The organism is uncultured Aquimarina sp. (genome assembly GCF_947495315.1).
GTDB lineage: Bacteria > Bacteroidota > Bacteroidia > Flavobacteriales > Flavobacteriaceae > Aquimarina.
Window position 1 is genome coordinate 38,205 of record NZ_CANLYD010000017.1, and the last position, 24,322, is coordinate 62,526.

General features: G+C 30.0%; 20 protein-coding genes, 1 tRNA gene and 2 pseudogenes. 18 read left to right on the plus strand and 5 right to left on the minus strand.

Translation table 11 applies throughout. The features are described from left to right. Positions 1-277 precede the first annotated feature (277 nt). Positions 278-2,350, plus strand: coding sequence for a M13 family metallopeptidase (locus Q0910_RS23380; RefSeq protein ID WP_299222181.1), 2,073 nt, complete (start codon positions 278-280; stop codon positions 2,348-2,350). A 59-nt stretch (positions 2,351-2,409) separates the two neighbouring features. Here Q0910_RS23380 and Q0910_RS23385 read toward each other — a convergent pair whose 3' ends face one another. Beyond that, entirely contained in the window at positions 2,410-3,054 is a 645-nt protein-coding gene (locus Q0910_RS23385) for a hypothetical protein (protein WP_299222183.1), read from the minus strand. A gap of 105 nt (positions 3,055-3,159) precedes the next feature. On the opposite strand from Q0910_RS23385, the gene Q0910_RS23390 reads away from it, so the two are divergent. The 10 genes and pseudogenes from Q0910_RS23390 (at position 3,160) to Q0910_RS23435 (ending at position 12,939) form a co-directional block, all read left to right on the plus strand. Beyond that, complete coding sequence (locus Q0910_RS23390) at positions 3,160-4,491, plus strand: aspartate kinase (protein ID WP_299222185.1); 1,332 nt, start codon at positions 3,160-3,162, stop codon at positions 4,489-4,491. A gap of 604 nt (positions 4,492-5,095) precedes the next feature. Continuing rightward, positions 5,096-5,938: pseudogene (locus Q0910_RS23395) on the plus strand (magnesium chelatase domain-containing protein); the annotation flags it as partial. 58 nt (positions 5,939-5,996) lie between these two features. Further along, on the plus strand, positions 5,997-7,712 hold the full coding sequence (locus Q0910_RS23400) for a recombinase family protein (RefSeq protein WP_299222187.1): 1,716 nt from the start codon (positions 5,997-5,999) through the stop codon (positions 7,710-7,712). A 1,037-nt stretch (positions 7,713-8,749) separates the two neighbouring features. After that, on the plus strand, positions 8,750-8,875 hold the full coding sequence (locus Q0910_RS23405; protein WP_299222189.1) for a hypothetical protein: 126 nt from the start codon (positions 8,750-8,752) through the stop codon (positions 8,873-8,875). Next, positions 8,865-10,679, plus strand: coding sequence for a recombinase family protein (locus tag Q0910_RS23410; protein ID WP_299222191.1), 1,815 nt, complete (start codon positions 8,865-8,867; stop codon positions 10,677-10,679). The genes Q0910_RS23405 and Q0910_RS23410 overlap by 11 nt, the downstream gene beginning before the upstream one ends. 18 nt (positions 10,680-10,697) lie before the next feature. Continuing rightward, positions 10,698-11,024, plus strand: a complete 327-nt coding sequence (locus tag Q0910_RS23415; RefSeq protein ID WP_299222193.1) for a hypothetical protein — start codon at positions 10,698-10,700, stop codon at positions 11,022-11,024. 79 nt (positions 11,025-11,103) lie between these two features. Beyond that, positions 11,104-11,862, plus strand: a complete 759-nt coding sequence (locus Q0910_RS23420) for a hypothetical protein (RefSeq protein WP_299222195.1) — start codon at positions 11,104-11,106, stop codon at positions 11,860-11,862. Between the two features lie 56 nt (positions 11,863-11,918). After that, the gene (locus Q0910_RS23425) at positions 11,919-12,119 is read left to right on the plus strand and encodes a hypothetical protein (protein ID WP_299222197.1); all 201 of its coding nucleotides are present in this window, start codon (positions 11,919-11,921) and stop codon (positions 12,117-12,119) included. 10 nt (positions 12,120-12,129) lie between these two features. Then, a complete protein-coding gene (locus tag Q0910_RS23430) occupies positions 12,130-12,441 on the plus strand; it encodes a helix-turn-helix transcriptional regulator (RefSeq protein ID WP_299222199.1) in 312 nt (103 codons plus the stop codon). A gap of 424 nt (positions 12,442-12,865) precedes the next feature. Continuing rightward, positions 12,866-12,939, plus strand: a tRNA-Ala gene (locus Q0910_RS23435). 185 nt (positions 12,940-13,124) lie between these two features. Here the strand turns inward: Q0910_RS23435 and Q0910_RS23440 are convergent. Beyond that, positions 13,125-13,385 carry a hypothetical protein gene (locus Q0910_RS23440; RefSeq protein ID WP_299222201.1) on the minus strand — a complete coding sequence of 87 codons (261 nt, stop codon included), beginning with the start codon at positions 13,383-13,385 and terminating at the stop codon, positions 13,125-13,127. Between the two features lie 222 nt (positions 13,386-13,607). Between Q0910_RS23440 and Q0910_RS23445 the strand changes: the two genes are divergently transcribed. Then, entirely contained in the window at positions 13,608-14,147 is a 540-nt protein-coding gene (locus Q0910_RS23445) for a tyrosine-type recombinase/integrase (RefSeq protein WP_299222202.1), read from the plus strand. Here Q0910_RS23445 and Q0910_RS23450 read toward each other — a convergent pair whose 3' ends face one another. After that, positions 14,148-14,399, minus strand: coding sequence for a helix-turn-helix transcriptional regulator (locus tag Q0910_RS23450; RefSeq protein WP_299222204.1), 252 nt, complete (start codon positions 14,397-14,399; stop codon positions 14,148-14,150). Between the two features lie 106 nt (positions 14,400-14,505). Here Q0910_RS23450 and Q0910_RS23455 point away from each other — a divergent pair, with 106 nt between their 5' ends. The 6 genes and pseudogenes from Q0910_RS23455 to Q0910_RS23480 all read left to right on the plus strand — a co-directional run. Further along, positions 14,506-14,928: a hypothetical protein gene (locus Q0910_RS23455; protein WP_299222206.1), complete on the plus strand. Its 423-nt coding sequence runs from the start codon at positions 14,506-14,508 to the stop codon at positions 14,926-14,928. A gap of 6 nt (positions 14,929-14,934) precedes the next feature. After that, on the plus strand, positions 14,935-15,426 hold the full coding sequence (locus tag Q0910_RS23460) for a hypothetical protein (RefSeq protein ID WP_299222208.1): 492 nt from the start codon (positions 14,935-14,937) through the stop codon (positions 15,424-15,426). Positions 15,427-15,686: 260 nt separating this feature from the next. Then, positions 15,687-16,088 carry a hypothetical protein gene (locus Q0910_RS23465; protein WP_299222210.1) on the plus strand — a complete coding sequence of 134 codons (402 nt, stop codon included), beginning with the start codon at positions 15,687-15,689 and terminating at the stop codon, positions 16,086-16,088. Between the two features lie 10 nt (positions 16,089-16,098). Further along, positions 16,099-17,259, plus strand: a complete 1,161-nt coding sequence (locus tag Q0910_RS23470) for a hypothetical protein (protein WP_299222212.1) — start codon at positions 16,099-16,101, stop codon at positions 17,257-17,259. Between the two features lie 148 nt (positions 17,260-17,407). Then, a complete protein-coding gene (locus tag Q0910_RS23475) occupies positions 17,408-18,877 on the plus strand; it encodes an ATP-binding protein (protein ID WP_299222214.1) in 1,470 nt (489 codons plus the stop codon). A 50-nt stretch (positions 18,878-18,927) separates the two neighbouring features. After that, positions 18,928-19,635 (plus strand): annotated as a pseudogene (locus Q0910_RS23480) (ATP-binding protein); the annotation flags it as partial. Between the two features lie 243 nt (positions 19,636-19,878). Here the strand turns inward: Q0910_RS23480 and Q0910_RS23485 are convergent. Next, positions 19,879-21,189, minus strand: a complete 1,311-nt coding sequence (locus tag Q0910_RS23485) for a TolC family protein (RefSeq protein ID WP_299222216.1) — start codon at positions 21,187-21,189, stop codon at positions 19,879-19,881. Further along, a complete protein-coding gene (locus tag Q0910_RS23490) occupies positions 21,176-24,322 on the minus strand; it encodes an efflux RND transporter permease subunit (protein WP_299222218.1) in 3,147 nt (1,048 codons plus the stop codon). The genes Q0910_RS23485 and Q0910_RS23490 overlap by 14 nt, the downstream gene beginning before the upstream one ends.

Consider the following 24,322-nt stretch of genomic DNA (forward strand, 5'->3'; position numbering starts at 1 on the left):
GTTATGAATATCAGTTTATACAATAGAATTACCTCGTTCCTTTAATGATTTAAGCTTAATGTTTTGTTAATCAATAAAGTTTAGACATATGTTAAGTATTGTGAATCAGTAGCTTGAGTTTGTTCTCTAAGTCATTATAAGTTAAATTTTTATAAAGAATTTCCTACATTTTTGCAATTTATATATCTTGCCGGGTTGAGTATGAGTAACGAATCCTCAATTTATATGTCATATTCAAAAGAACTAAACTTAATTTACTAATAAAATGATTAAAAAAATGAGAAAAGTGTATTTTTTGGCAACATTCATAATTGCATTTGTCAGTTGCAAGAATGAAGCCAAGAAAGATGGTGAAAATCAAACTGAAACAATAGCAAAGGTGGAAAAAGTACCAGGTATTGTTTTAGATAACATGGACACTACTATTAGTCCAAAAGTAGATTTTTACAACTATGTTAATGGTAGTTGGATGAAAAATACAGAAATTCCAGAAGATAGAACTCGATGGGGAGGTTTTGGTGTATTAAGAAAAAAGACAGACTATGATGTACTCGAGATTCTGGAAAAAGCAAAGTCTAGTGGTAAATATGCTGCAGGAACAGATCAATATAAAGCTTTATTGATTTATGAATCTATTATGGATACTGTGGCAAGAGATAAAGCAGGTGTGACCCCATTACAACCTACTTTGGATAAAATAGCAGGAATAAAGAATTTAAGTGACTTACAAACAGTTTTGGCTACAGAAATAGGAGCTTCAGCTCCATTTGCAGGATTAGTTTCTTTTCCTAACTTAAGTAACAGTGAGATCAATGCTCCATATATCGCTACCGGAGGATTAGGGTTACCAGATCGTGATTATTATTTAGATAAGGATGAAAAATCTGTCGAAATCAGAGGTCAATATGTTGATCATATTACCAGAATGCTTCAGTATATAGGAGAAACTGAGAAACAGGCTCGTAAAAATGCAGAAACTATTTTGGTAATAGAAACTAAGTTAGCAGAACCACGATTAGACAAAGTTCAGAGTAGAGATACTAGAAACTTTAATAACCCGAGATCAATGGAACAACTTTCAGAAATAACTTCGGCTATTGATTGGAATAAATTGATGAAAGATATAGGTGTAAAAAAGCAATTAGATTCTGTAATTGTGATGCAACCTAAATACATGAAAGAACTACAAAATGTTCTTACAGGAACTAATATTGAAGATCTTAAAACGGTAATGCGTTGGGCTACATTAAATGATGCTGCAGGAGCTCTTTCTACAGAAATCGAAAAAGCAAATTGGGATTTTTATAGCAAAACACTGAATGGCGCAATTAAGCAAAGGCCTATGGAAGAAAGAGCTTTAGCAAGAGTTAATGGTTCTGTAGGAGAAGCAATCGGACAATTATATGTAGATGCCAAGTTTCCACCAGAAGCAAAAGCAAAAGCGGAGAAGATGATTGCTAATGTAATCAAAGCATACCAAAAACGAATAGAAGTACTGGATTGGATGAGTGATAGTACTAAAATCAAGGCTATTCAGAAATTGGATAAGTTCACAGTAAAAATTGGATATCCGGATGAGTGGGAAGATTATTCTACTTTAGCTGTAAAAGATGGAAACTCATATTTTGAAAACATGATGGCCGTTTCAGAATGGGGATTCAAGAAAAATATAAATGAAATTGGAGAGCCTGTAGATAAAACTGAATGGGGAATGTCTCCGCAAACAGTAAACGCATATTTTAATCCACTGTTTAATGAGATTGTATTCCCAGCTGCAATATTACAACCTCCATTTTATAACTATACAGCAGATGAAGCGGTGAATTACGGTGGAATTGGTGCTGTAATAGGTCATGAGATATCACATGCTTTTGATGATTCCGGTGCTCGTTTTGATGCAGAAGGTAACCTTTCTAACTGGTGGACCGATGATGATCTTAAACAGTTTACAGAAAGAGGTGGAGCACTTGCAGAGCAATATAGTGCTATAGAAGTATTAGATAGTGTATTTATCAATGGAAAATTCACACTTGGAGAAAATATTGGAGATCTAGGTGGAGTATTGGGAGCATATGATGGATTGCAAATGCATTTAGCTGAAAATGGTCGACCGGAGGATATTGACGGATTTACTCCAGAGCAACGATTCTTTATGTCTTGGGCTACCGTATGGAGAACAAAAATTAGAGAAGATGCATTAAGAACGCAGATTAAGACGGACCCTCATTCTCCAGGGACAACAAGAGCTATACAGCCTTTGTTAAACGTTCAGTCGTTTTATGATGCTTTTGATATTAAAGAAGGAGATAAAATGTATTTAGCTCCAGAGAAACGAGTGAATATTTGGTAAATTACCGATAAGTAAGAATAGTAAAAAGCCCTGGAAACAGGGCTTTTTTATACTTGTTCTTAATTTTCTTTTATTTCGTTCATCAATAAAAAAGCATCGTTTACATATTCTTTTTCCAGAAATAATGTAAAATAATTAGAAGTTGATATAATTTCAAAAACCGGAATACCTTCATAAGCCAAAAGCTTAAAAATATAAAAGTATAGTCCAATAGATCTAGAACTATCATCAGGCAGTGCAATCGACATAGAGGATAAATTGTCGGCCACAGAAATACAAGTTTCATCTTTAAAATGATCTTCTACAATTTCTTTTAAGGATGAAGATACTAGTATATTACTTTCTTGGAAATTACTCGAATACGTAAAATAGGTTTTTGTCTTATCTTTTACAGTATTTAATAGATTAGATTGACTGGTAAGAATCGTATTAGAATTTAGAAAAGTATATTCAGTAATTCCGGATCGCACTACTATATCTCCTAAACTACCAAGATTTTCAGAGTGTTTAATCCTTTTGGGATGGTATCTACGTAGTGCCATCACAATAGATCCTGGTTTTACAGGTTTTCGCATTTCTTTTTCTACCTGAGGTAATAAGTCGGTAGCAAGAGAACTAAAATTAATGATATCTCTGGATAATGCATCTTCTAAAAATGGTTGATGCCTTAATATATTATGAACACAATCTGTTATAGTTTTCATTTTGTTAGATATTTAACATATTGTGTAAATATATACTTTTTTCATGAAAATATTTATTCTTTATGCACTATTGTTTAATTATGTACCGTTAAAAAAGATAATGTAATGAAGATTTTAAAGTTTGGAGGAACGTCTGTTGGATCTGTAGTGAATTTATACAGAGTAAAAGATATTCTTATTAGTGATAATGACCAAAAAATTGTGGTATGTTCTGCAATGTCAGGAGTGACTGATCAGTTAGTAAATTTAGTAGCCTATATCAAGTTAAAGGATGCAGAAGCAATTACCAGAAATCTACATAAATTAGAAAATAAGCACATAGATGTTATCGATGAATTGATCGAAGATACTGAATTAAGAAATGACCTTAAGGATGGAATATCGTCTATGATCACTGAGATGTTAGAATTATCGAATCAAGGGTACTCTGAAGTTTTAAACGCTACAGTGCTAACTTTTGGAGAAACATTGTTGACTTATATTTTTTCAAACTTTTTAAATGCTACTGGAGTTGCTAACAAGTTGATTAGTGCTAAGGAGTTCATGTATGTGGATAACGTAGATAATCCTAATATTCAGAAAGTTTCTGAAAAGCTTAATAAAATATTAGATACCAATCCTTCTGAAATATATATTACTCAAGGATTTGTTTGTAAGGATCATTTGAATCAGCTAAGTACACTAAAAAGAGGAGGAAGCGATTATACAGCCACTATAATTGGAGCAGCATTAAATGCAAATGAGATACAGATTTGGACTGATATTGACGGATTACATAATAACGATCCTAGATATGTAGAAGGGACAAACCCTATATCTCATCTTACTTATAATGAGGCAGCGGAATTAGCTTATTTTGGAGCAAAAATTTTACATCCACAGACGGTATCACCTGTTGTTGATATGGATATTCCTGTATTATTAAAAAACACATTTGATCCAGAAGCTTCCGGTACTATTATTTCGAATAAAACATATAGAAAAGGTTTAAAGGCAATATCTGCAAAAGACGGTATTACCGCCATTAAGATTAAATCAAATAGGATGTTGATGGCGCATGGATATCTTAGAAGAATTTTTGAAGTGTTTGATAATTATCATACCTCAATTGATATGATTACTACCTCAGAAATTGCCATTTCTTTAACTATAGATGATACTACATATATAGATGATATTGTAAAGGAAATAGAAGGGTATGCAGAAGTAACAGTAGAGCAAAATCATAGTATCATCTGTGTTGTCGGCGAATCCGTTATTAATGATAAAAACTCCCATAAGCTTTTTGAAATATTAAATTATATACCGGTTAGAATGATTTCTTATGGAGGAAGTAATAATAATATTTCGATTCTTGTAGAAACAAAAGACAAAATACCAACCCTTAGGTTTTTAAATGAGAAATTGTTTCTTACTCATCAGGAAGTAGTTCTTTAAATTGTTTGTTGTACACGATGAGTAAAAAGTGAGAGCACTTAGGCAATACTTATTAACTTCTATAGTCAGTAAAAAACTCCACTACGATTAAAATTTTTATTTTTATTAAATCCCAACAGATAAACATGTTGGGATTTTTTTAAGAAATATAGGGTATATCTTGAATTAATTGTTTTATATATAGAAACATAAACTCGTTATCATGTTAAAGAGAATTGTAGAAAAATATCGTTTAGAAATTGTTTTATTTGTTTTTTATTCGATTGTTGCAGTTACCTTTATTAAACTTTTTGTGTTTCAATAAATTCTTTTAATGATACCACAGTGAAGATTTTCTTTTAGAAATCACTTTTTTCCTTTTTTATTTCCAATTATCTATTTCTAATCTCAGGCAACTATTTACAATAGCCTATTACTTACAGATTTATATCCATTCCATACTATTAAAACGATGAAGTAGTAATGTCGTTTTTTAGGGTTTTTAAAATTTATTAAAAAAATCATCTATTTAGAGGTAACATGTATCCAATAACAAACACGTACTAATGACAGTAGTATTACATACAAGAAAGATAATGCTACAGCTTTAATTAAAAAAGAGAATATGCTTATTAAAGTCTTTGGAAGTGCAGTTTTTGGTGTTGAGGCGACAACAATTACAGTAGAAGTTAATATAGATAAGGGAATAGGGTATCACTTGGTTGGGTTACCAGACAATGCTATTAAAGAAAGTAGTTTCCGGATTGCAGCAGCATTGCAGAATAACGGGTATAAACTTCCGGGCAAGAAAATCACGATTAATATGGCTCCTGCGGATCTTAGAAAAGAAGGATCTGCATATGATTTAACATTGGCTCTAGGAATTCTAGCGGCCAGCTCACAGATCAAAGGAGAAAGTATTTCTGATTACTTAATTATGGGAGAACTTTCCCTGGATGGTGGTCTTCAACCTATAAAAGGAGCATTGCCAATTGCTATCAAAGCAAGAGAAGAAGGGTTTAAGGGTTTTATTTTACCTAAACAAAACGCCAAAGAAGCAGCGATAGTAGATAATCTTCTGGTATATGGTGTCGAAAACATTAAAGAAGTCATTGACTTTTTTGATGGAAAAGGAACATTGGAACAAACGATTGTGGATACCAGAGAAGAGTTCTTCAAAGAATTGGATAATCCAGAGTTTGATTTTGCAGATGTAAAAGGACAAGAAAGCATAAAAAGGTGTATGGAGATTGCTGCAGCAGGAGGACATAATATCATTTTAGTAGGGCCTCCTGGAAGCGGTAAAACCATGCTTAGTAAGCGTTTGCCTAGTATTTTGCCACCAATGTCTCTACAAGAAGCGCTGGAAACTACCAAAATTCATAGTGTAGTGGGTAGAATTAAAGATAATGTAGGGCTTATGGCTCAAAGACCATTTCGTAGTCCGCACCATACAATATCTAATGTAATATATTAAGTTGTGGAGGTGTATTTAAATTACTAAATTTAAACTAAATACACCAACTATGTTAGCAATATATACACGGCTTAGTAGAGAAGATGAAGCAAATAACAGTATCTACAATCAAAAAAGAGAAGGTAAAGAATTTGCTAAAAAAAACAAATTTAAAGATTATAAAATCTATGATGAAGGACAGGGGATAAGTGGTGGAGCAAAAATTGAAGATAGACCCAAGTTTTCTGAACTTATAGAAGATATTATAAAAAGCAAAATAACTACTGTATGGTTTCGTGACCAAAATAGATTAGAACGTAATCAATTAACCTTTCATTTCTTTGTAGACCTTGTGCAGCAAAAGCACATATCGATTTATATAGCAGATAAATTGATTGATTATAATGACCCTGATACATTCTTTAGAACATCATTAGATAGTCTATATAATACTAAAAAACGCATAGAACAAGGTGTAGCTACAAAAAAAGCACTGCACGGTAATTTAAAAGAAGGTAGAACCCGTGGAGGTATTATGCCTTATGGTTATAGTAAAGATGAAAAGGGTTATATAATTATTGATAGCAATGAAGCTGAGGTTATTAAAAGAATCTATGATTTATCATTAGAAGGTATTGGTACAACTCAAATAGCCGAAATCCTAAATAAAGAGAATGTACCAACTAGGTACAGTAAAATGGATGGTACTATAACCTTCACTCATAAGGACACTAAAAAGAAAAGAACTGTTAAGAAAAAAGACATTAAGTGGGCAGGTGCCACCATACGCGGTATAATAAAAAATGAGTGTTACAAAGGAATTAAGTATTTAGGAAAGAAAGAAGAAAGAAAAGCTTACCCATATCCAATTATAATAGAACCTTATCATTGGGAAAAGGTAAATAAAAACCTACCTAAGAATAGAAATAATAGCGGTAAACGTGTTGAACATAAATATTTATTGAAAGGCTTAATAAGGTGTGGTAAATGTGGTAGAAACTATGCTGGTAGAAGTAGAATGCCAAAGGAAGGTAGAGCATATAGACAAGACCATGTATATAAATGTAGTAGCATCCGAAAAGGTTACGAAACTTGTGGTAATAGAGGTATTAATATAACTAAAATTGAAAGCTTCATTATTAAACTAATGTTTTATTCTGGTCATATTCAATATCTAGCAGAACAAATAAAAAACGGTGATGCATTAAAAAAAATGGAGAACCAACTTGAAGCATTTGAGGTAGAACAAAAACAAATAAAGAAAAAGGAAGACAAGTTATATAAATTACTACTTAACGAAGCATTAGAAGAAGATAAGCGTTTGATTAATGATTATACCTCAACCAAAGGAAAACTAACTGCTATAAGTCTTAAAATAAAGAATCTTAAAAATAAGATTGAAACAGAAAAAAATACGGATAGATTAGGAGTTTTAGAGGGATTAATAAATAATTTTTCGGTAGAAAATAATTTTAAAACAATTCAATCTCAAGTTAGGCAAATAAATGAAAACGTACGTGTACTTTTTATTAGTGAAGGGGCTAGTAAACAAAAAGGATTCTATAGTGTAGTTATTGATTTTAAAGATTTAGGTACTTCATCATTGTATATCACAGATAATAAGTTGATAAAATGGAAATGGATAACCACCCAATTGAATGATGATATGAGTTCTCAAGAACTTTTAGAATACCCTAAAAAGAAAGATTTTAATGGCTCAAGTTTATTAGAATCAGAACAAGGTATTATAGTATTAGAAAAGCAAGATTTAATAGAATTCGACTAAACAATGACCTTTATCTTCAACTTTAAGGTTCTATGTTTCGTAGAATTTTAAATACTTATTTGAATTAAGTGTTAATAAATGTTAAAAAAATCAATATTATCCGACAATGGTTTTACCGTAAAAATTGTGTTTTATAAGTGAAAAAATTAGTATGTAAGAATATCTGTAAAGGTCATATGGTAGTAGAGTTTCCGAGGTTACTAACAACAATGTTTATATCTTTCTAAAGCTTCTTAATTATCTGGTAATCATATGTTTATGATAATTTTGAATAACCACAATTTTTACTGTTAATTCTCTCCGTGTTGAAAACTTTGTTGAAAACGTTTGCAACCTTTTTGTGAGCTTTCTTACAACAAAGATTATCTTTGATTTATCATTAACGGATAAGGCTACCAGAGGCAGCCTTATTAGATTTCTTCATTAAGATGTGTAGATGGCATGCTGTAACAAATAAATATTACGGCAATTTAAAAATCACATTAGAGTTTTTAAATTCTCATCAATTAAAAGGAGGTGTTAGAGCATCTCCTTTTTCTTATTTTGTTATAACAAAATTATATGTTTATGTTCTTTTAAACAAACATTTATTTTAGAATAAAACTTTATTTATAAACAAAATGTTTACAAACTATATACTATTTGTGTACTATTCGTTTACAAAACTTTTACAGTAATATGGACTTATTCTTTAATAAAAACTTTTCTTCCTTTATTATTACTTCTGTTTCAATTATTAAATAAGTACCCTGTTTTTCATGGGAAAAATTGCCAAAAATTTTTTAATCAATCCGAAGTACTTTTTTTGAAAAATTATTTTTCCCATTTATAAGAAAGGTGACCGCAATCCAATAAATTGATTTTCAAAGACATAGGGAGGGTGTTTGCGCCCTCCTTCCCCCGTAAGGAAGGGGGGGAAGAATCTTCTTACAAGTATTTTATGTTTTATCATTTACAAGTATTTCAATTTTATCTAGATTTTATCGTGTTAACCAATAAGCACTTTTTTGGTGCAAATATTAAACACACAAATAATTATGGGGGCTATCCAAAATAAAAATAACGTACCTGATGATGAGCAACAATATGTCAAAGAATCACTAAAACGATTTGCTCATATCCTGTATGAATACTTAATGATTAAAGAAAACAATGTCGAATAAAAAAAATGAAGAATTTGAAGAAATACAACACTACGTAGGAGAAACAAATAAGGTCATAAAACAAAATGACAGTAAAAACATTATTGCATACTGTAGAGTATCAGATAAGAAACAGATAGAAAATGATTCTACTGAAATGCAATTGAATAATGCTAAAAGATTTGGTATAAATAATGAATTTAAAATTGTAAAAGATTTTGAAGTTCTGGGAGAAAGTAGCAAAAGAGGTGCTACAAGACCTTCGGTTGATGAAATGCTTGAATATATTGATAAAACTGAGCATAAAATATACGCAATAGTTGTGTTTCATTCCAATAGATTTACAAGAGATGGAATATTTGGAGCACAGTTTTTAGATGAGATAATAGCAAGAGGGGTTGGATTTATAGATTTAAATAACCCTAATGATATTTTCACCGAAACAGGTAGATTAAGACAAATAGAAGCATTTTATGATGCAGAAGAAGATAATGTAACTAGAAAGAAATTTATTAATGCAACTATCTTAGAAAAGCTTAGACAAGGTTATACAATGCGTAAACCGCCTAGAGGTTATAAACTTATTAATAATGGTAGAGGTAGAAATAAAGAACAAAAAATTATAATTACAGAAGAAGGTAAGTTATTAAAGGAGGCTTTTAAATTAAAATTAGAGTACAATTATAGTAATGTTGCGATTGCTGAAATAATGAAATCTAGAGGACTAGATATACATTACAAGGCACTTGGTAGAGCATTTAAAAACCCTTATTACTTTGGTTATATAAAGGACAAAAGGTTAATCGAATCTAATGGTGTTGCAAAAGGTCGCCACCCAAAATTAATAACTTGGAAAGAACATAAAATTATTAATGATATAGGTGGAGCAAGAAAAAAACAAATTAAAAGAAACGAAATTGACCAACTACCATTAAGAAGACATCTGCTTTGTTCAAAATGTAATAGAAAACTAACAGGTTATCCAGCTTCCAAAAGAAAAGAATTATTTTATTATAAATGCCGTAGTAAAGGATGCAATGTTAATATTAAAAATGAGATTGTACATAAATCATATAATGAGCTATTAGATACATTATCATTTAATAAAAGTTATATACCTCAACTTAAAAATACATTAGATGAGGTTTTTAAAGCTGTAAATAAATCAAATACCTTATTGAAAAGAAGTATCACAACTTCAATAAACAAAACCGAAAAAGAAAGATTCTCCGCAATAAAAAATATGAACTCTTATCCAGAGGATAAATCATTATATAAAGAATTAATTGTTGATTGTGATGATAAGTTAACCGATTTAAAGGAACAACTGGGAGATGTTAGGGTTGGTATAGATGAAATTAAAAATAATACCTTAAAAGCACTTAATTTAATTAGTGATTTATCTTCAATATGGTCAAGTTGTGATTATAAATTTAAGGTCAAACTACAACAATTAGTCTTTCCTGATGGAATTTGGTACGATAAAGAATCGAACACACTAAAAGCACCTAAAATCAACCCTATTTTTAGTTTAATCAAAGTTTTTAAAGAAAAACTAATTTTAGAAGATACCAATAAGAGTAACCAAAATTTTGATGAAAAAGTCGATGGAGTTCGAACATCAGATATTTTAAAAAATATGCTCATTAACCCCAATGAAATATGGGGTTATGAGTTTTATGGTGAAGTGGAGAATAAAGAAAAAATCCCATTGGTAGTCTTACTATCCGATAGGTCGAACAATTTTGAACATAATTTATTTGATTCTATGGATGAATTAACACGGTTCACAGAATTGTACAGGATAATAAATAATAACATTTAGGAAAAAAGAAATATTTATATGAAAACAATTATAGTAGATAAAAAGAAAATAGAAATAATGGAAGATTTAATAAAAGAGATAAATAAAGGATTTAAAAGCACCTCATTTTCAATAGATAGTGTTGAGAAAAGGGTTGAAACTTTACATGGTCATATATTGGATATTAAAAATGATTATGCTACAAAATCAGATGTTAATGAAGTTAAAACTGATATTGAAAATTTATTGGATAATAGATTAACAGAGCTTGAAGATAATGTGACCAATAAATTTGATTTATTATTCAAACATCTTGATATAAAAGTAGAGGACGATACGGTAGAGGCTTCTGATATTGAGGTATAAGCTTAACTCTAATAAAATTTTTGATAAATTTGGATATTATTTAAGTTATACTTAAATTTGTAATGTAATTGTAATATTTATGGCAGCCAAAATAAAACCTCCAGCATCAATAGTTAATAGTAAGTCAATTGATAACCTTATCAAATGGCAGAAAAAAATTGATAAACTACCTATAAATGGTGCTGATTTGGCTATGGCTAAAATTGCTGATGCTGTTACCAATAGTATGCCTGTGCTTAGTTATGATATGGCTGTTGTTAAACAAGCTAAAGAGATTTCTAAATATTCTAATCAAATTAATAGTAGTTTTTCCAATTTAACTATCTCGCATAACCGACCTGTTAGTTATTTAATTGAAATAAAGAATAGAGAGGAGAATAACTTAGCAAAGAAAATATCTTCCCTTTCGAGAAAGATTTCAGAATATGATTTAAGTGCAGAGGTTTTAGAAGATGTATTGGAAAGAAAACCTTTTTCTAGAATTGAATGCAGAATCCCTACAGTAGATGAGAAAGCTTCAATTTTAGATGTTAATTTTGAGACTTTATTTAAAAGAGTAAAGAGATTAACTGATAATATCAGGATTGAAAAATATAGATACTATAATCCTTCAGATGAAATTGACTTACTTGAACTTTTGGAAGAGCTTAAAGAAGTTAAGAAACAGTATAAGCTTGTTCAAGTATTAAAGAAACAAATTGATTTTGTTCTTAATGGTATTAAAAAAAGATTAAGAAATTTAAGAGAAGCATTCACCAAAACACATAGTTTTCACTTTAAAAATTTAGATGACTACCACCCTTTGACTTTAGTTAACACTATCACCATAAGTTATTAGGGTTTAATATTATTAAGCCTTGATATTAAAAATTAGTTTAATTAAAAATCAAGGTAATGTTAGAAAAAAACACATTATTAAAAAGAATTGATGAAGCTATCTCAAAAGAAGATACTTCTTCTGAAAACAAAGAATTACTAAAAGAAATAAAACAGGAGCTTTCTAAAGCTAAAACAGAGGTAGAGTATTTTGATACTTTTATTAAAATTATTAAAATTATCAGTTTACTTACTGATTTAGGCGGTGATTCTGGATAAATCATACATTATGGAAATAGGACAGATAATAGGTTTGCTAATCAAAAAAAGAGGTTTAACTCAGTTGGAAGTTGCTAAAAGAATTGGTAAAAGCCCAACATCTTTATCTCATATAGTTAAAGGGGTGCATAAACCTAATCCAGACACAATGGAGAAAATTTGTGAAGTTTTAGGAGTACCTCAAGGTATTCTATATTTTCTTACTGTTTCCGAAAAAGACATACCAGAGGATAAATTAGGAATGTATAAAATATTAGCACCATCATTAAAAGAGTTTATTGTAAAAATCTTTGGTGAAGAATCGGTAGTATTTGAAAGCTAATTAATTTACTATAAATTAAGGTATTAATAATAAGAGTCGTGTTTTACGGCTCTTATTATTTTATTTAGATAAGTATGAAGAATTATAAAAAGAATGACCCTAGAATGTGGATATTTTATCACCCAATTGGTAAATGGGTTATTCGTATTGCTATAGTTATTATTGTTCTTTGGGGTATATGGGAAAATTGGATTCAATCATTATTTTAATAAAACCACCTTTGCAAAAAAATGTATAATAGTTAGGATTATTAGTTTTTAATTGTCACTTAAAAAAGATGATTTATCTACAGAAAGGAGGTCAATAACTCGGTATGTATTGTTAATAAGTGCAAGGTAATTGTAAAATGAGGGTGCTGATTAATTTCGTATATTTGTAAAACAAAATCGGACATCACGCCAATGATATCCGATTATTATTAAGGGTCTGCGTGTCCGAGTGGTTTAAGGTCTCGATGTTGCATGTCGTTGTTCGTGGGTTCGAATCCCACCGCAGACTCTACTTTATTTTAATCCCTTATACTTTGTATAGGGGATTTTTATTTTATAATTGTTTAATTATTTATACAAATATAGTAACTATATTTTAAGTTTTACTTTAACTCCCTGTTAAATTTCCTAATATTATTAGTGTTAGTTTTAATACTTCTAATATTATTAATGTTAATACTGTTATTATAGTTATTACTTTTCCTCATCAAAATGTTCTTTAATTATATCTTCTATTTGTTTAGTTATATTTTGATTAGTTTGTTCAAACTGCTCAGCAATATCTTCTTTAAGTTTAACAAAAGCCTTTCTTAAATTTACATATTTGGTATTAACAGAATTTATGTTTTTATCTAAATTTCCCAATCTATTGTTTATTTCATTTACTAGAAGAGAAATGTTTAAATCACCATCTGTAGTAATATTTTCTTCTGTTATTTTAGTTATTTCTATCATATATAAATAGGTTTTAATTTTTAAAAGTAAAGATAATAGTACCAGAAGGGATTCTAACAATAGAAATTAATATAATAATAGAGTAATAAAGTACTATAATAATGTTCATTTATATACTAAATGAACATTTCTAGTATTTACAAGGGTTTTCAAGTGTAATTATATAAAATAAGTTCATTTATATTTTTAAAACTCATAAATGAACATTATATTTATGTTCTAATGCAAATAATTATGACAGGTTCTACTTATATAGATTTTGATAAAGCACTTAATAAAGGAATGAAACTTATTAAATCAAATGAAAATCCTTCATTTGGTCTTTTAATAGTGGTAGGTGTTAATTTAGGTTTACGAATTGATGATTTATTAAAATTATCTTTTGATGACCTGAGACAAGAGAAAATAGAGATTATTGAAGGTAAAACTAAAAAGAAACGTAGCCTAGTTATTAATGAACATATACAAACTGCGTTAAATTATTTTGATAGTGATATAAAAGGTAGAGCTTTCAAAAGTCAAAAAGGTACTGTTTATAGTATTCAACACGTAAATAGATTAATTAAAAAATATTTTAAGGGTAAGGTAAGTTCCCATAGTTTAAGAAAGTCATTTGGTAGAAGAGTCTGGGCTAATGATAGTGAAAGTGAAAGAAGTTTAATTTATTTATCAGAATTATTTAATCATTCATCATCAAAGGTTACTAGAACCTATTTAGGTATAAGACAAGCCGAATTAGATAATATTTATATGAATCTATAACTATTTAGATTCACCAATATTAATACCTAATAATTCATCTATAGATATTTCAAATACCTCAGCAAACTTTATTATTGTAGACAATTTGGGTTCTTGTAACCCTTTCTCATATTTCCGTACATTTTCTCTATCTATTCCTAAAGCTGCACCTACGTCCATTTGAGACATTTTTCTATCTAATCTTAATTTATTTATTCTCTTTCCAAATTCAAGTACTACTTCGGGTATTGGTGTTTTTCTAGTTCGTGCCATTATTAATTATTTACTGGTAGTAAACTAGGTATTCATCCGTGCAAGTAAGGGATTGTTTGCTCGGCAAAATTTATTATATTTGAAAAAACTTTAAAACATTATAAAAATGAAAAAAATAATTCTTCTAGTTAGTTGTGTTGTTACTATAAACTCTTGTAGTTCTGATGATAGTAGTAATTCAGTTAATTCAAATCAGTTTACAGGTAGTTTCTCCGCAGTAATGGATGCAGGTATACAAAATGGTGTTCCTGTCGAAGTAACTATTTCTGAATCAAACAGAATGTTTAATGTTAGAATTACAGGAGCTAATATTGAGCCTGATATAGTGTTGACTGGTAAATCCTTTGAAGATGTAATCATACTAGATGAATGCACTGATTTATGTTATCAAGGTGATGGTAATATTACTGATGCAGGATTAATAGAAATAATATCAGGAAAACGCACAATCTTTTTCGGAGTATATTTTCCAGAGGATGGAGACAATGCAAGCGATGCTATATTATTTACAGTTGAAGAAAAACTATAAGATATTATGAGAAAAATAATTTATTTAATTTTTATTATTACCCTAACAATTGGATGTGGTAAAGAAAAATTACCAAATGATATTGAATTTGCTAAACGTTCTTTGAATAGTAATATGCAACGAATTCTTAATAAAGAAGAAAATTCTACTTATCGTAATTCTAAAAAAATATTACACGATTTAAAACAACAACGAAAACAAACGTTAGAATATAAAGCATTACTGGAATCAAGAGGTTTTGCGAATCGCTATAATGATGAGGTGCTTGTTTTTCTAGATGAAAAGATTGAAGAATATTCTAATAACTCAGTTGCTTCAAATGGTGAATCTGTTAAGAATACTTGTAACATCTGTGGTAGACGATTTGTAGGTAGAGGTTATGAAGAAAAACAAACAGGCTTATGGGTACTAACACAATCTCCATATCAATCTTTTATATGTAGCAAAGGTTGTGGAGCAGTTCATACTGAGAAGCAGGTCAAAAGATATGGCTTTTAATTCTACAAGTTATTAATCTAAAATAGAGTTAATATTTTATAGCACGAATAATAAGGAGGTATTTTCCCTGTTTATTTGTGCTGTTATTTATTTTTTTGTAAATTGCTATAAATAAATTTCTTACCCCTAATTATAATTTCCCCCGAAAAGAATTTTTTACCCCACCGTATTTTTATCTAGAAGAATTGTATTCTCTATTTTGAGCATTTTTTTGTGTTTCATTAGGGATGATATATTTATTAATTTAAAATTTAGCACATATGGATAATCTAAATGTTGGGGATAATACACCAATAAAATTAAAAGTATCTGTACAAACCGAAGCAATATCTATGACTTCTGGTTTTTTGTATAATTCATCTGAAGATGAAACTCCTTATTCAAACATTTCTCCTTTCGACCCTACATTAAATCCTGGTTGGAAATTGTTAGATAAGGGAAATGTAGTTAAGGACAAAATTTTCAGAGTTATAACTTATTTCAAATTCTATAATAATATATCAAATGAGGAAACTTTTAACTTGGCAATAGAGCAAATTAAGAATACCTATACTTCAGAAGTTAAAGGAGGAAATCCATCACCATATAAAACGGAAGTTACCGTAGAATCATTCTATTCAACCAAGACTTGTTTTGTGGAAAGTGAACTAAAATTAATTTAAAAATACTGTTATGAAAAAACTTTTATTGATATTTTTAGTAATATTCTTTTGGTTTAATGTTTATTCTCAGGTTAATGAGCCAAGTGTCTCTTTAAAAAATTTAGCGCCTCCTAACTCACCAGCTTTTGTTCTAATGGATGTTACTCCATCAAATATTATTGTACCAGAAAACATTCAGTCTTTCTCTATTCAAACTTTAAATGCTTTTTCTGGAAATACTAATAATGGTCTATCCAACAATAATTATGCTATAGAATTCCAGCCTTATTGGTATGTTACAAGAAAAAACATGAATTTTTTTAAATACAATAACTTAACTAGTAGTAATCCATCACCTACAAATGCAGATGATTATGACGGTTATGACATATTTGGAGATTTATGGAAAAGAGCTTCATTCTCTTTAGCTTTGTTAAATGGAGATTTCGAAGTTTTCAATCAACCCCAATCGTATATTTCAGTTGGAGCACGTACAAGGCTAATTTCTATAAGAACGAAATCACAATTAAACAGTTATAAAACTAAAATGAAGTCATTGTATCAACGACATTCTCAATTTATAAATACTCAAGCTGTACAAGATATTTTAGCAAAACGCAGTTTAACAAATGAGCAAAGGAATGAACAAATAGCTAATCTACCAACATATAAGACTATAGGTGATAATTTTGATGATTTGTTTAAAGAGAAACCTATTTTTGTTTTAGATATGGCGATTGCATATAGCTATTTCTTAGGAGATGAAGAACAGGAATTTGATGATACTTTTGGTAGATTTGGAATATGGTTGTCAGGTGATTTTGCTTTAAAGACTTCTGATATTAGTAAAGGAAGTTACCTTCATTTTTATGGGATTTTCAGATTTTTAAAAGATGGGATAAATTTAAATGAAGAAACGAATGAATTATTTTCGGAAGATAAAACGGATTATGGAGGGAAAATAGAATTTGAAATTAAAAGGTTATCATTCGCATATGAATACATAACCCGTGATAGTGAAAATAACGATGAATCACGTTCAATTGGTTCTATCCGATACAAAATAAATGATGCTTTTACTCTTAATGGTGGATTTGGGGAAAACTTTAAGAGTGAAGGTAATAGTGTAGTATTATTTGGAATTCAATGGGGTCTTGACAATGGTAGTTCCGTAAAACTGACACAAAATTAATTTTAAAAATTAAAATGGTTAAAAATAATATATCTATTTGAACTTACTAAATACTTTATGATAGACATCCTATTTACTCAATTGTATTTACAGTTCTAATCAAAACGTTAATTTTGATATTATATTCAAAAACTAAAAACGAACCATATTGAAAAAAGTAAATTTAATATCCATTATCCAAGCTTACAATAAACTTAATCGACCGTTATACATTAAATATTTTGATTATTTCAATGTCAAACCTAAATCTACCGAATTAGATGATTTAAAATTATTTGTGTCACATTTGTTTAAGGTTGATAATAATATTGAAAACTTAAAAGATTATTATTTTGGTTACAACATTCCGCAAATTGGAAAAGAATTCGACTTGTTAAGGTTTGGAGAAAACTACAATATAAATGTTGAATTAAAAAGTAAAAATACTGGGGTAAAAATAATTAATCAACTAAAAAGAAATAAGTATTATTTAGGTTTTTTGAGAACAGATACTCATTATTATACTTTTGTTTCAAGCGAAAAGAAACTTTATACTTTAGATGATTCCGATAATTTAGTGGTTAGAGATTTAAAAGAATTAGTACATCTTTTAGAAAATCAAATTTTAAAACAAATCTCTAATGTAGATAGTTTATTTAATCCTTCAAACTACTTAGTATCTCCATTTAACTCTACAGAAAAGTTTATAAAAAACAAATACTTTTTGACCAATCAGCAAGAACAAATCAAAAAGGAATCTATAAAAGCTTTAAGTAAAAAGAAGGCTTCATTTATCTCAATTAGTGGTAAAGCAGGAACTGGAAAGACTTTAGTTACTTATGATATTGTAAAATATTTAATAGAAAATAAAGAGAGAGTTTTATTGGTTCATTGTGGCAATTTGAATAGAGGACATAAAGTTCTAAATGATAAATATAAATGGGGAATTATTCCTGCAAAACACTTAAGGGATTATGATTTAAAGAATTATGATATTGTTGTTGTAGATGAAACTCAAAGGATATACCCAACACAATTAGAAAATATAATCGATAATGCTAAAGCTAATAACTCAGTTTGTGTTTTCTCTTATGACAAATCTCAATGTTTACACCAATGGGAAATAAATAACGATATTGAAAAGCAAATTGAAGACAAAACAGCTTCTAAAGTGTTCAAGTTAACTAAAAAAATTCGAACTAATAAAGAAATCGCTGCATTCATTATTTCTTTATTAGATAAGGGGGTTAACTATAAAAGTAACACTTCTAACATTGAATTAAATTATTTTAGTAATACTAAAGATGCAAGTATTTACATCGAACAATTGGGAGTCGAGGGATGGAAAATTGTTAATTATACACCATCAATATATATTTTGCCTTATGATAGTTACAAAATATTGGGTGAAGATAGTACTCACGAGGTGGTTGGTCAAGAGTATGATGCTGTAGTGGCGGTTATAGACTCTTATTTTTTCTATGACTCTACAAATCAATTATCAACTAAAGGATATCAATCGTATTATCATCCAACAAAAATGTTGTCACAAATTATGACACGAACAAGAAAGAAATTAAGTATTGTAGTTATTAACAATGAGGAAGTTATGGATAGGTGTTTAGATATATTAAACTAAATTTTGCGATGTAAATAATAAATTAAATTATAACCTCCACATTTAGTAATATAACAAATGTTGCATTAGTAGGCGGAGGTAGTTATCCGCAACCAGGAGAAATCTCATTATCACATAATGGAGTTTTGTTTCTGGATGAGCTCCCAGAATTTAAAAGAGAAGTATTGGAAGTGATGCGTCAACCATTAGAGGATCGAGAGGTAACAATATCAAGAGCAAAGTTTACTGTGACCTATCCATCGAGTTTTATGTTAGTAGCAAGCATGAACCCTAGTCCAGGAGGATATTTTAATGACCCTGATGCACCAGTGACCTCTTCTCCAGCAGAGATGCAACGATATCTTAGTAAGATCTCAGGGCCTCTGTTAGACCGTATTGATATTCATATCGAAGTAACTCCTGTACCTTTTGATAAATTGAGTGAAGAAAGAAGAGGAGAAAGTAGTGTGGATATTAGAAAAAGGGTAACTATAGCAAGAGATATTCAAACTGCTCGATTTTCTGAATCTCAAAAAATTCACTACAACGCTCAGATGGGAGTTAAACAAATCCGAAAATATTGTGCATTAGATGAGGCTTCTAAAGAGTTATTAAAAACAGCTATGGAACGATTAAATCTTTCTGCCAGAGCGTATGATAGAATTCTAAAAGTTTCCAGAACCATTGCTGATCTCGAAGGAGCAGAATCGATTAAAGGAGATCATATTTCTGAAGCAATACAATATCGTAGCCTGGATCGTGATGGATGGTTGGGGTAGGTTGGGGTAGAAAAAGAGAAGGTTTCCGTGGTGCAAAGTTTTCTGGTTTAGTGCAATGACGTTTTGCTTATTTTTTAATTTTCTTCCAGTTTTTATATATTTTTTAACTCATAAAATAAAAAAAGCCCGTAATACAAAACTACGGGCTAACTTAGATTTATAGAGATTGATCTGAAAAACTAGTGAGCATAAATTAGTTATAAAAATCACACTATAAATCTACCGAAACAAACAAATCATTTATTATTCTAACAAGATTCCTCCTAATTGAAGTAAAGTAATCTCAGCAATCTTTAAATCATATTTTGCTTTTGCATTATTATTTAAGGCATTGAATAAATTGATTTGTGCTTGCCTAAATTCGACTGCAGATACCTGACCAAGACTAAATTGCTTTTGTGTACGATTAAAATTCAGTTGGTTTGTTACTATATTATGATTTTCAGCTTTAAGAGTAAATTGCTTATTTAAGTAGTCTTCATAGGCGTTATAAACTTCTGTTTTTAATTCTTCTTGAGCCTTATAAAGTTCAATTTCTCGATTTTGTTTTGTTATTTTAGATGTTCGAACTTTCGTTTTACTTTTTCCTCCATCAAATAAATTCCAGGACAAATTCAGTCCTAAATTAACACCGTACGTTTCGTTATTAAGCGCGAATGAGGTTACAGGGTTCATACTTTCATTCCAATTATAACTTGCACTACCATTAACTTTAGGAAGAAATTTAGCTTTATTTATTTTAATATCTAACTCGCTCAATAATATGTTTTGCCTATTCAGTAAAGAGGTTACATTATTATTAATTGCATTTTGTAAGATGCTATCTTCATTAAGTGTTTTTAAAAAAACTACCGTGGTGTCTACAGCATATTCAGTGATAATATCTCTACCTAATAGTAGGTTTAGGTTGCGCTTTAGGTTTTTAAAATCTTTGTACGCAGAAGCGTATGAAATACTATCATTATTAAGATCTACTTGTGCGTTTAGTTCATCCAATTTTGAGCCTTGTCCATATTTTAATTTCTTTTTTGTACGTTCTAGACGATCTTTAGAGTTTTTAATATTTAGAAGGAGGTTCTCAGTAATCTGTTTTTGATATGCTACATTATAATAAGTATCATATAATGAGACAATAGTATTCTCTATTAATTGTCGCTCTTCAATTTTTTTAAGATTGAAATTTTCACTGTTTTTTTCATTGTTGAATTTACGTTCCAATCCATCAAAAATTGTATACTCTGCAGTAACGGAAGCATTATAGGATTCTGTTATTGCATTGGTTATATTAGTGTTACTACCATCAGAAAAAGTTACATTTTGAGCTTCATCGGAATAGTTTATACCACCCGAAAGTGAAACTGTAGGCAGATAACCACTATTTAATACTCTTTTTTCAATATCAGAAACTTTTGTATTATTTTTTGCAATGCGCACGTCATAGTTCTTTTCTACCGCAATTTTTATAGCTTCATCCACAGTAAGTACATTTTGTGAGACTGCTGGAGAAATAATAAGAATAGCTAATAGTATTGTTAAAGTTTTAAAATTTTTCATTTGCTACTTTTTGTTCTATGATTGCACGTTCTACTTCTTCTCTGGTTGGTTTTTTACCTGTTCTTACATATTTTATATAGACTTTAACTGTATTTGAAAACGAAAGAAAAACGGGAAGAATGAATAGTGTTAATATGGTTGCAATCGCTATTCCATAAGAAATAGCAATGGCCATTGGTATTAAAAACTGTGCCTGAAGGCTTCTTTCTAACATCAAAGGAGCAAGACCAGCTATAGTAGTTATCGAAGTCAGGAAAATGGCTCTAAAACGTGCTCTCCCGGTTTCGTAAAGAGCTTCTTCAAATTTCAATCCTTCTTTTAAAAATGAATTAAACTTATTAGTAAATACCAGACCATCGTTTACTACAATACCTATTAAACCAACAATACCTAAATACGATAAAATACTCATAGGAAAGCCGTGTAAGTAATGTCCCCAAGCCACACCTATAATACTAAAGGGTATAAGTGCTAGCAATATAAATGGCTGACTGAATGATCTAAAAGTGAATACTATAACTACATATATCAGAAAAATAATGGCAGGGAAAACTGCAGTTGCTGAGTCTGCAATTTTATTAACTTCTCGATTTTGACCTTCTGCAGAAACTGTAACTTCAGGGTATTTATCTTCTATTTGTTTAGCAACTCTTGTTTGTAAATCTATCATGATATCTGCAGCACTGGCTTTAGCATTATCAACATCCGCTTCTACAGTTACCTCTCGAATTCCGTTTAAATGATTAATGGCTACTTCGCCTCTTTCAATAGTATAGGACGCTACTTCTGATAGAGGAATCCGTCCATTTGACGTACTGATTTCAATTGTATTAATGTTATTGATTGTTGATCTGTTCTGTTTATCGTATCGTACCCAGATTTTTACTTCGTCCTGACCTCGCTGAATTCGCTGTACTTCATTTCCATAGAAAGCGTTTCTAACTTGTGTCATTAAACTATTATAACTTAAACCTAACAGTTGTGCGTTATCCTTCAGTTTCAAATTAATCTCTTTGATACCTTTAGGACTTGAATCCACAATATCCTTAACATTAGGGTTCTTCTTTAATTCGGAGTATATGATCTCCTTGGCTTTATTAATCTGTTCAATATTTTCGCCTTGTAAGGATACCGAGATAGGCGCTCCACCAACATTAGCACCAGAATTAAAGGATAGTTTTTCGAGAATCGGAATATTACCTACAGAAGCTCGAATTTTATCTGTAATTTCTATAGAAGAAATAGAACGTGTTTCGCTAGGGGATAGATTTATTGTAATACTGCTGGATGAACTACTTGGACCTATACGCTTCACGGTACCGGTAATATGAGATTCGTTTATCTCGTTTGGACCTAAATCTTTATTGATTTTCCAAACATTATTTTCTATGTAAGTGGCAATCGAATCTGTAACACGTTCACTTGTTCCTTTGGGTGTGTTTATTGTTGCAACAATTTGATCACTTGCGTTCGTAGGAAAAAATGTTAATTTTATGATACCACTTGTAAAAGCACCAATTGTGATTATGAACAAGAATAATATGATAGCAAAAGACAAAAACTTGTTCTGTAGACATTTTTTATAAACAGGACTGTATATTTTATCCCGTAAATAATCCATGAATCGTTCCCCCAGTTTATTAAACTTGCTTACTTTACCGATGTTCTTAATATCTTTAGAATGTGCTAAATGCGCCGGAAGAATTAATAAAGCTTCGATTAGAGATACAAGTAACGTTAATGTAACTACAAGAGCAATATCTCCAAAAAAGTCACCTATTTGACCGTCTAAAAAGAAGAATACCGAAAATGCCAATATTGTAGTGGCAATGGCAGAAAGGATAGGTTTTAGTACTTCTAATGTACCATTTACAGCGGCTTGTATTGGAGACTCTCCTTTTTCTCGTCGACTATAGATGTTTTCGGCAATTACAATACCGTCATCAACGAGTATACCTATAACCAGAATCATCCCAAACATGGAAAGCATATTTAGAGTAACTCCATAATTAGGTAAAAGAATAAACATTCCGAAGAAAGATATTGGTAATCCAAAAGCTACCCAAAATGCTACACTAGGTCTTAAAAAGAAAGATAAAAGTATTAAAACTAGTAACATCCCTACGAGGGCATTTTCTAGTAATAGCGAGATCCTATCTTCTATAAGGTCTGCGGTGTTGAAAGTTGATTTTAATTCAATATTTTTATTTGTAGCATTAAACTCTTTTATATAGTTTTTTACACTTTCGACACTACTAATTAAGTCTTCAGAATTCGTGTTTTTTAAGTCGATTTGAATTGCTTGTTCTCCATTATAAAAGAGTTTATCAGGGTTTTCACTAAAGGTGTCATTTAATTTGGCAATATCTCTAAGGTATACTTTTGATCCATCAATAGAGGATTTTATAACTACATCCTTAAGGTTGTCTGCAAAATACTCTTTGTTATTTGCCCTAATTAAAAATTCTTCATCCTTAGTTTTTATGGATCCTCCGGAAATACTAATATTAGCTTCTGCAATAGACTTTGCAACTTCTTCGAATGTCAGGTTATAATTTCTAAGTTTAGCTTCGGAAATAGAAATTTCTATTTCTTCATCAGGAAAACCTGTTAGTGAAATTTGCGAAATTCCATCAATCCTAAGTAAGTCATTTTCTATATCTTGTGCATACTCCTTTAAAATTCGCAAAGGAATATTTTTACCGGTAATAATGAATGAAATAGCAGGTCGTGTTGGTTTAATTGTTTCTATGACCGGAGGTTCGATAGTTTTTGGAAATGAAGGAATTCTGTCGACTGCGTTTTTTACTTCATCTAATACCAAATTGATGTCAAAACCAGACAGAATTTCAATTGTTACAGATGCACTATTTTCTTGCGAAACAGAACTTACTCTGTCAATACCTATAATACCTTTAAGGTTTCGTTCAATTTTTTCGACGATACCTTCTTCAACTTCTTCAGGAGAGGCTCCCGGATAAGTAACTGTAATCTGTATGGTTTTAGCATCAGATAAAGGAAAAAATGAGGAATTCATTTTTTGATATCCTAGAAAGCCAAAAATTAAAAAGCCTACTATAAAAATATTTACAGCAACTGGGTATTTTATAAAGTAACCAAGAAAGTTTTTCAT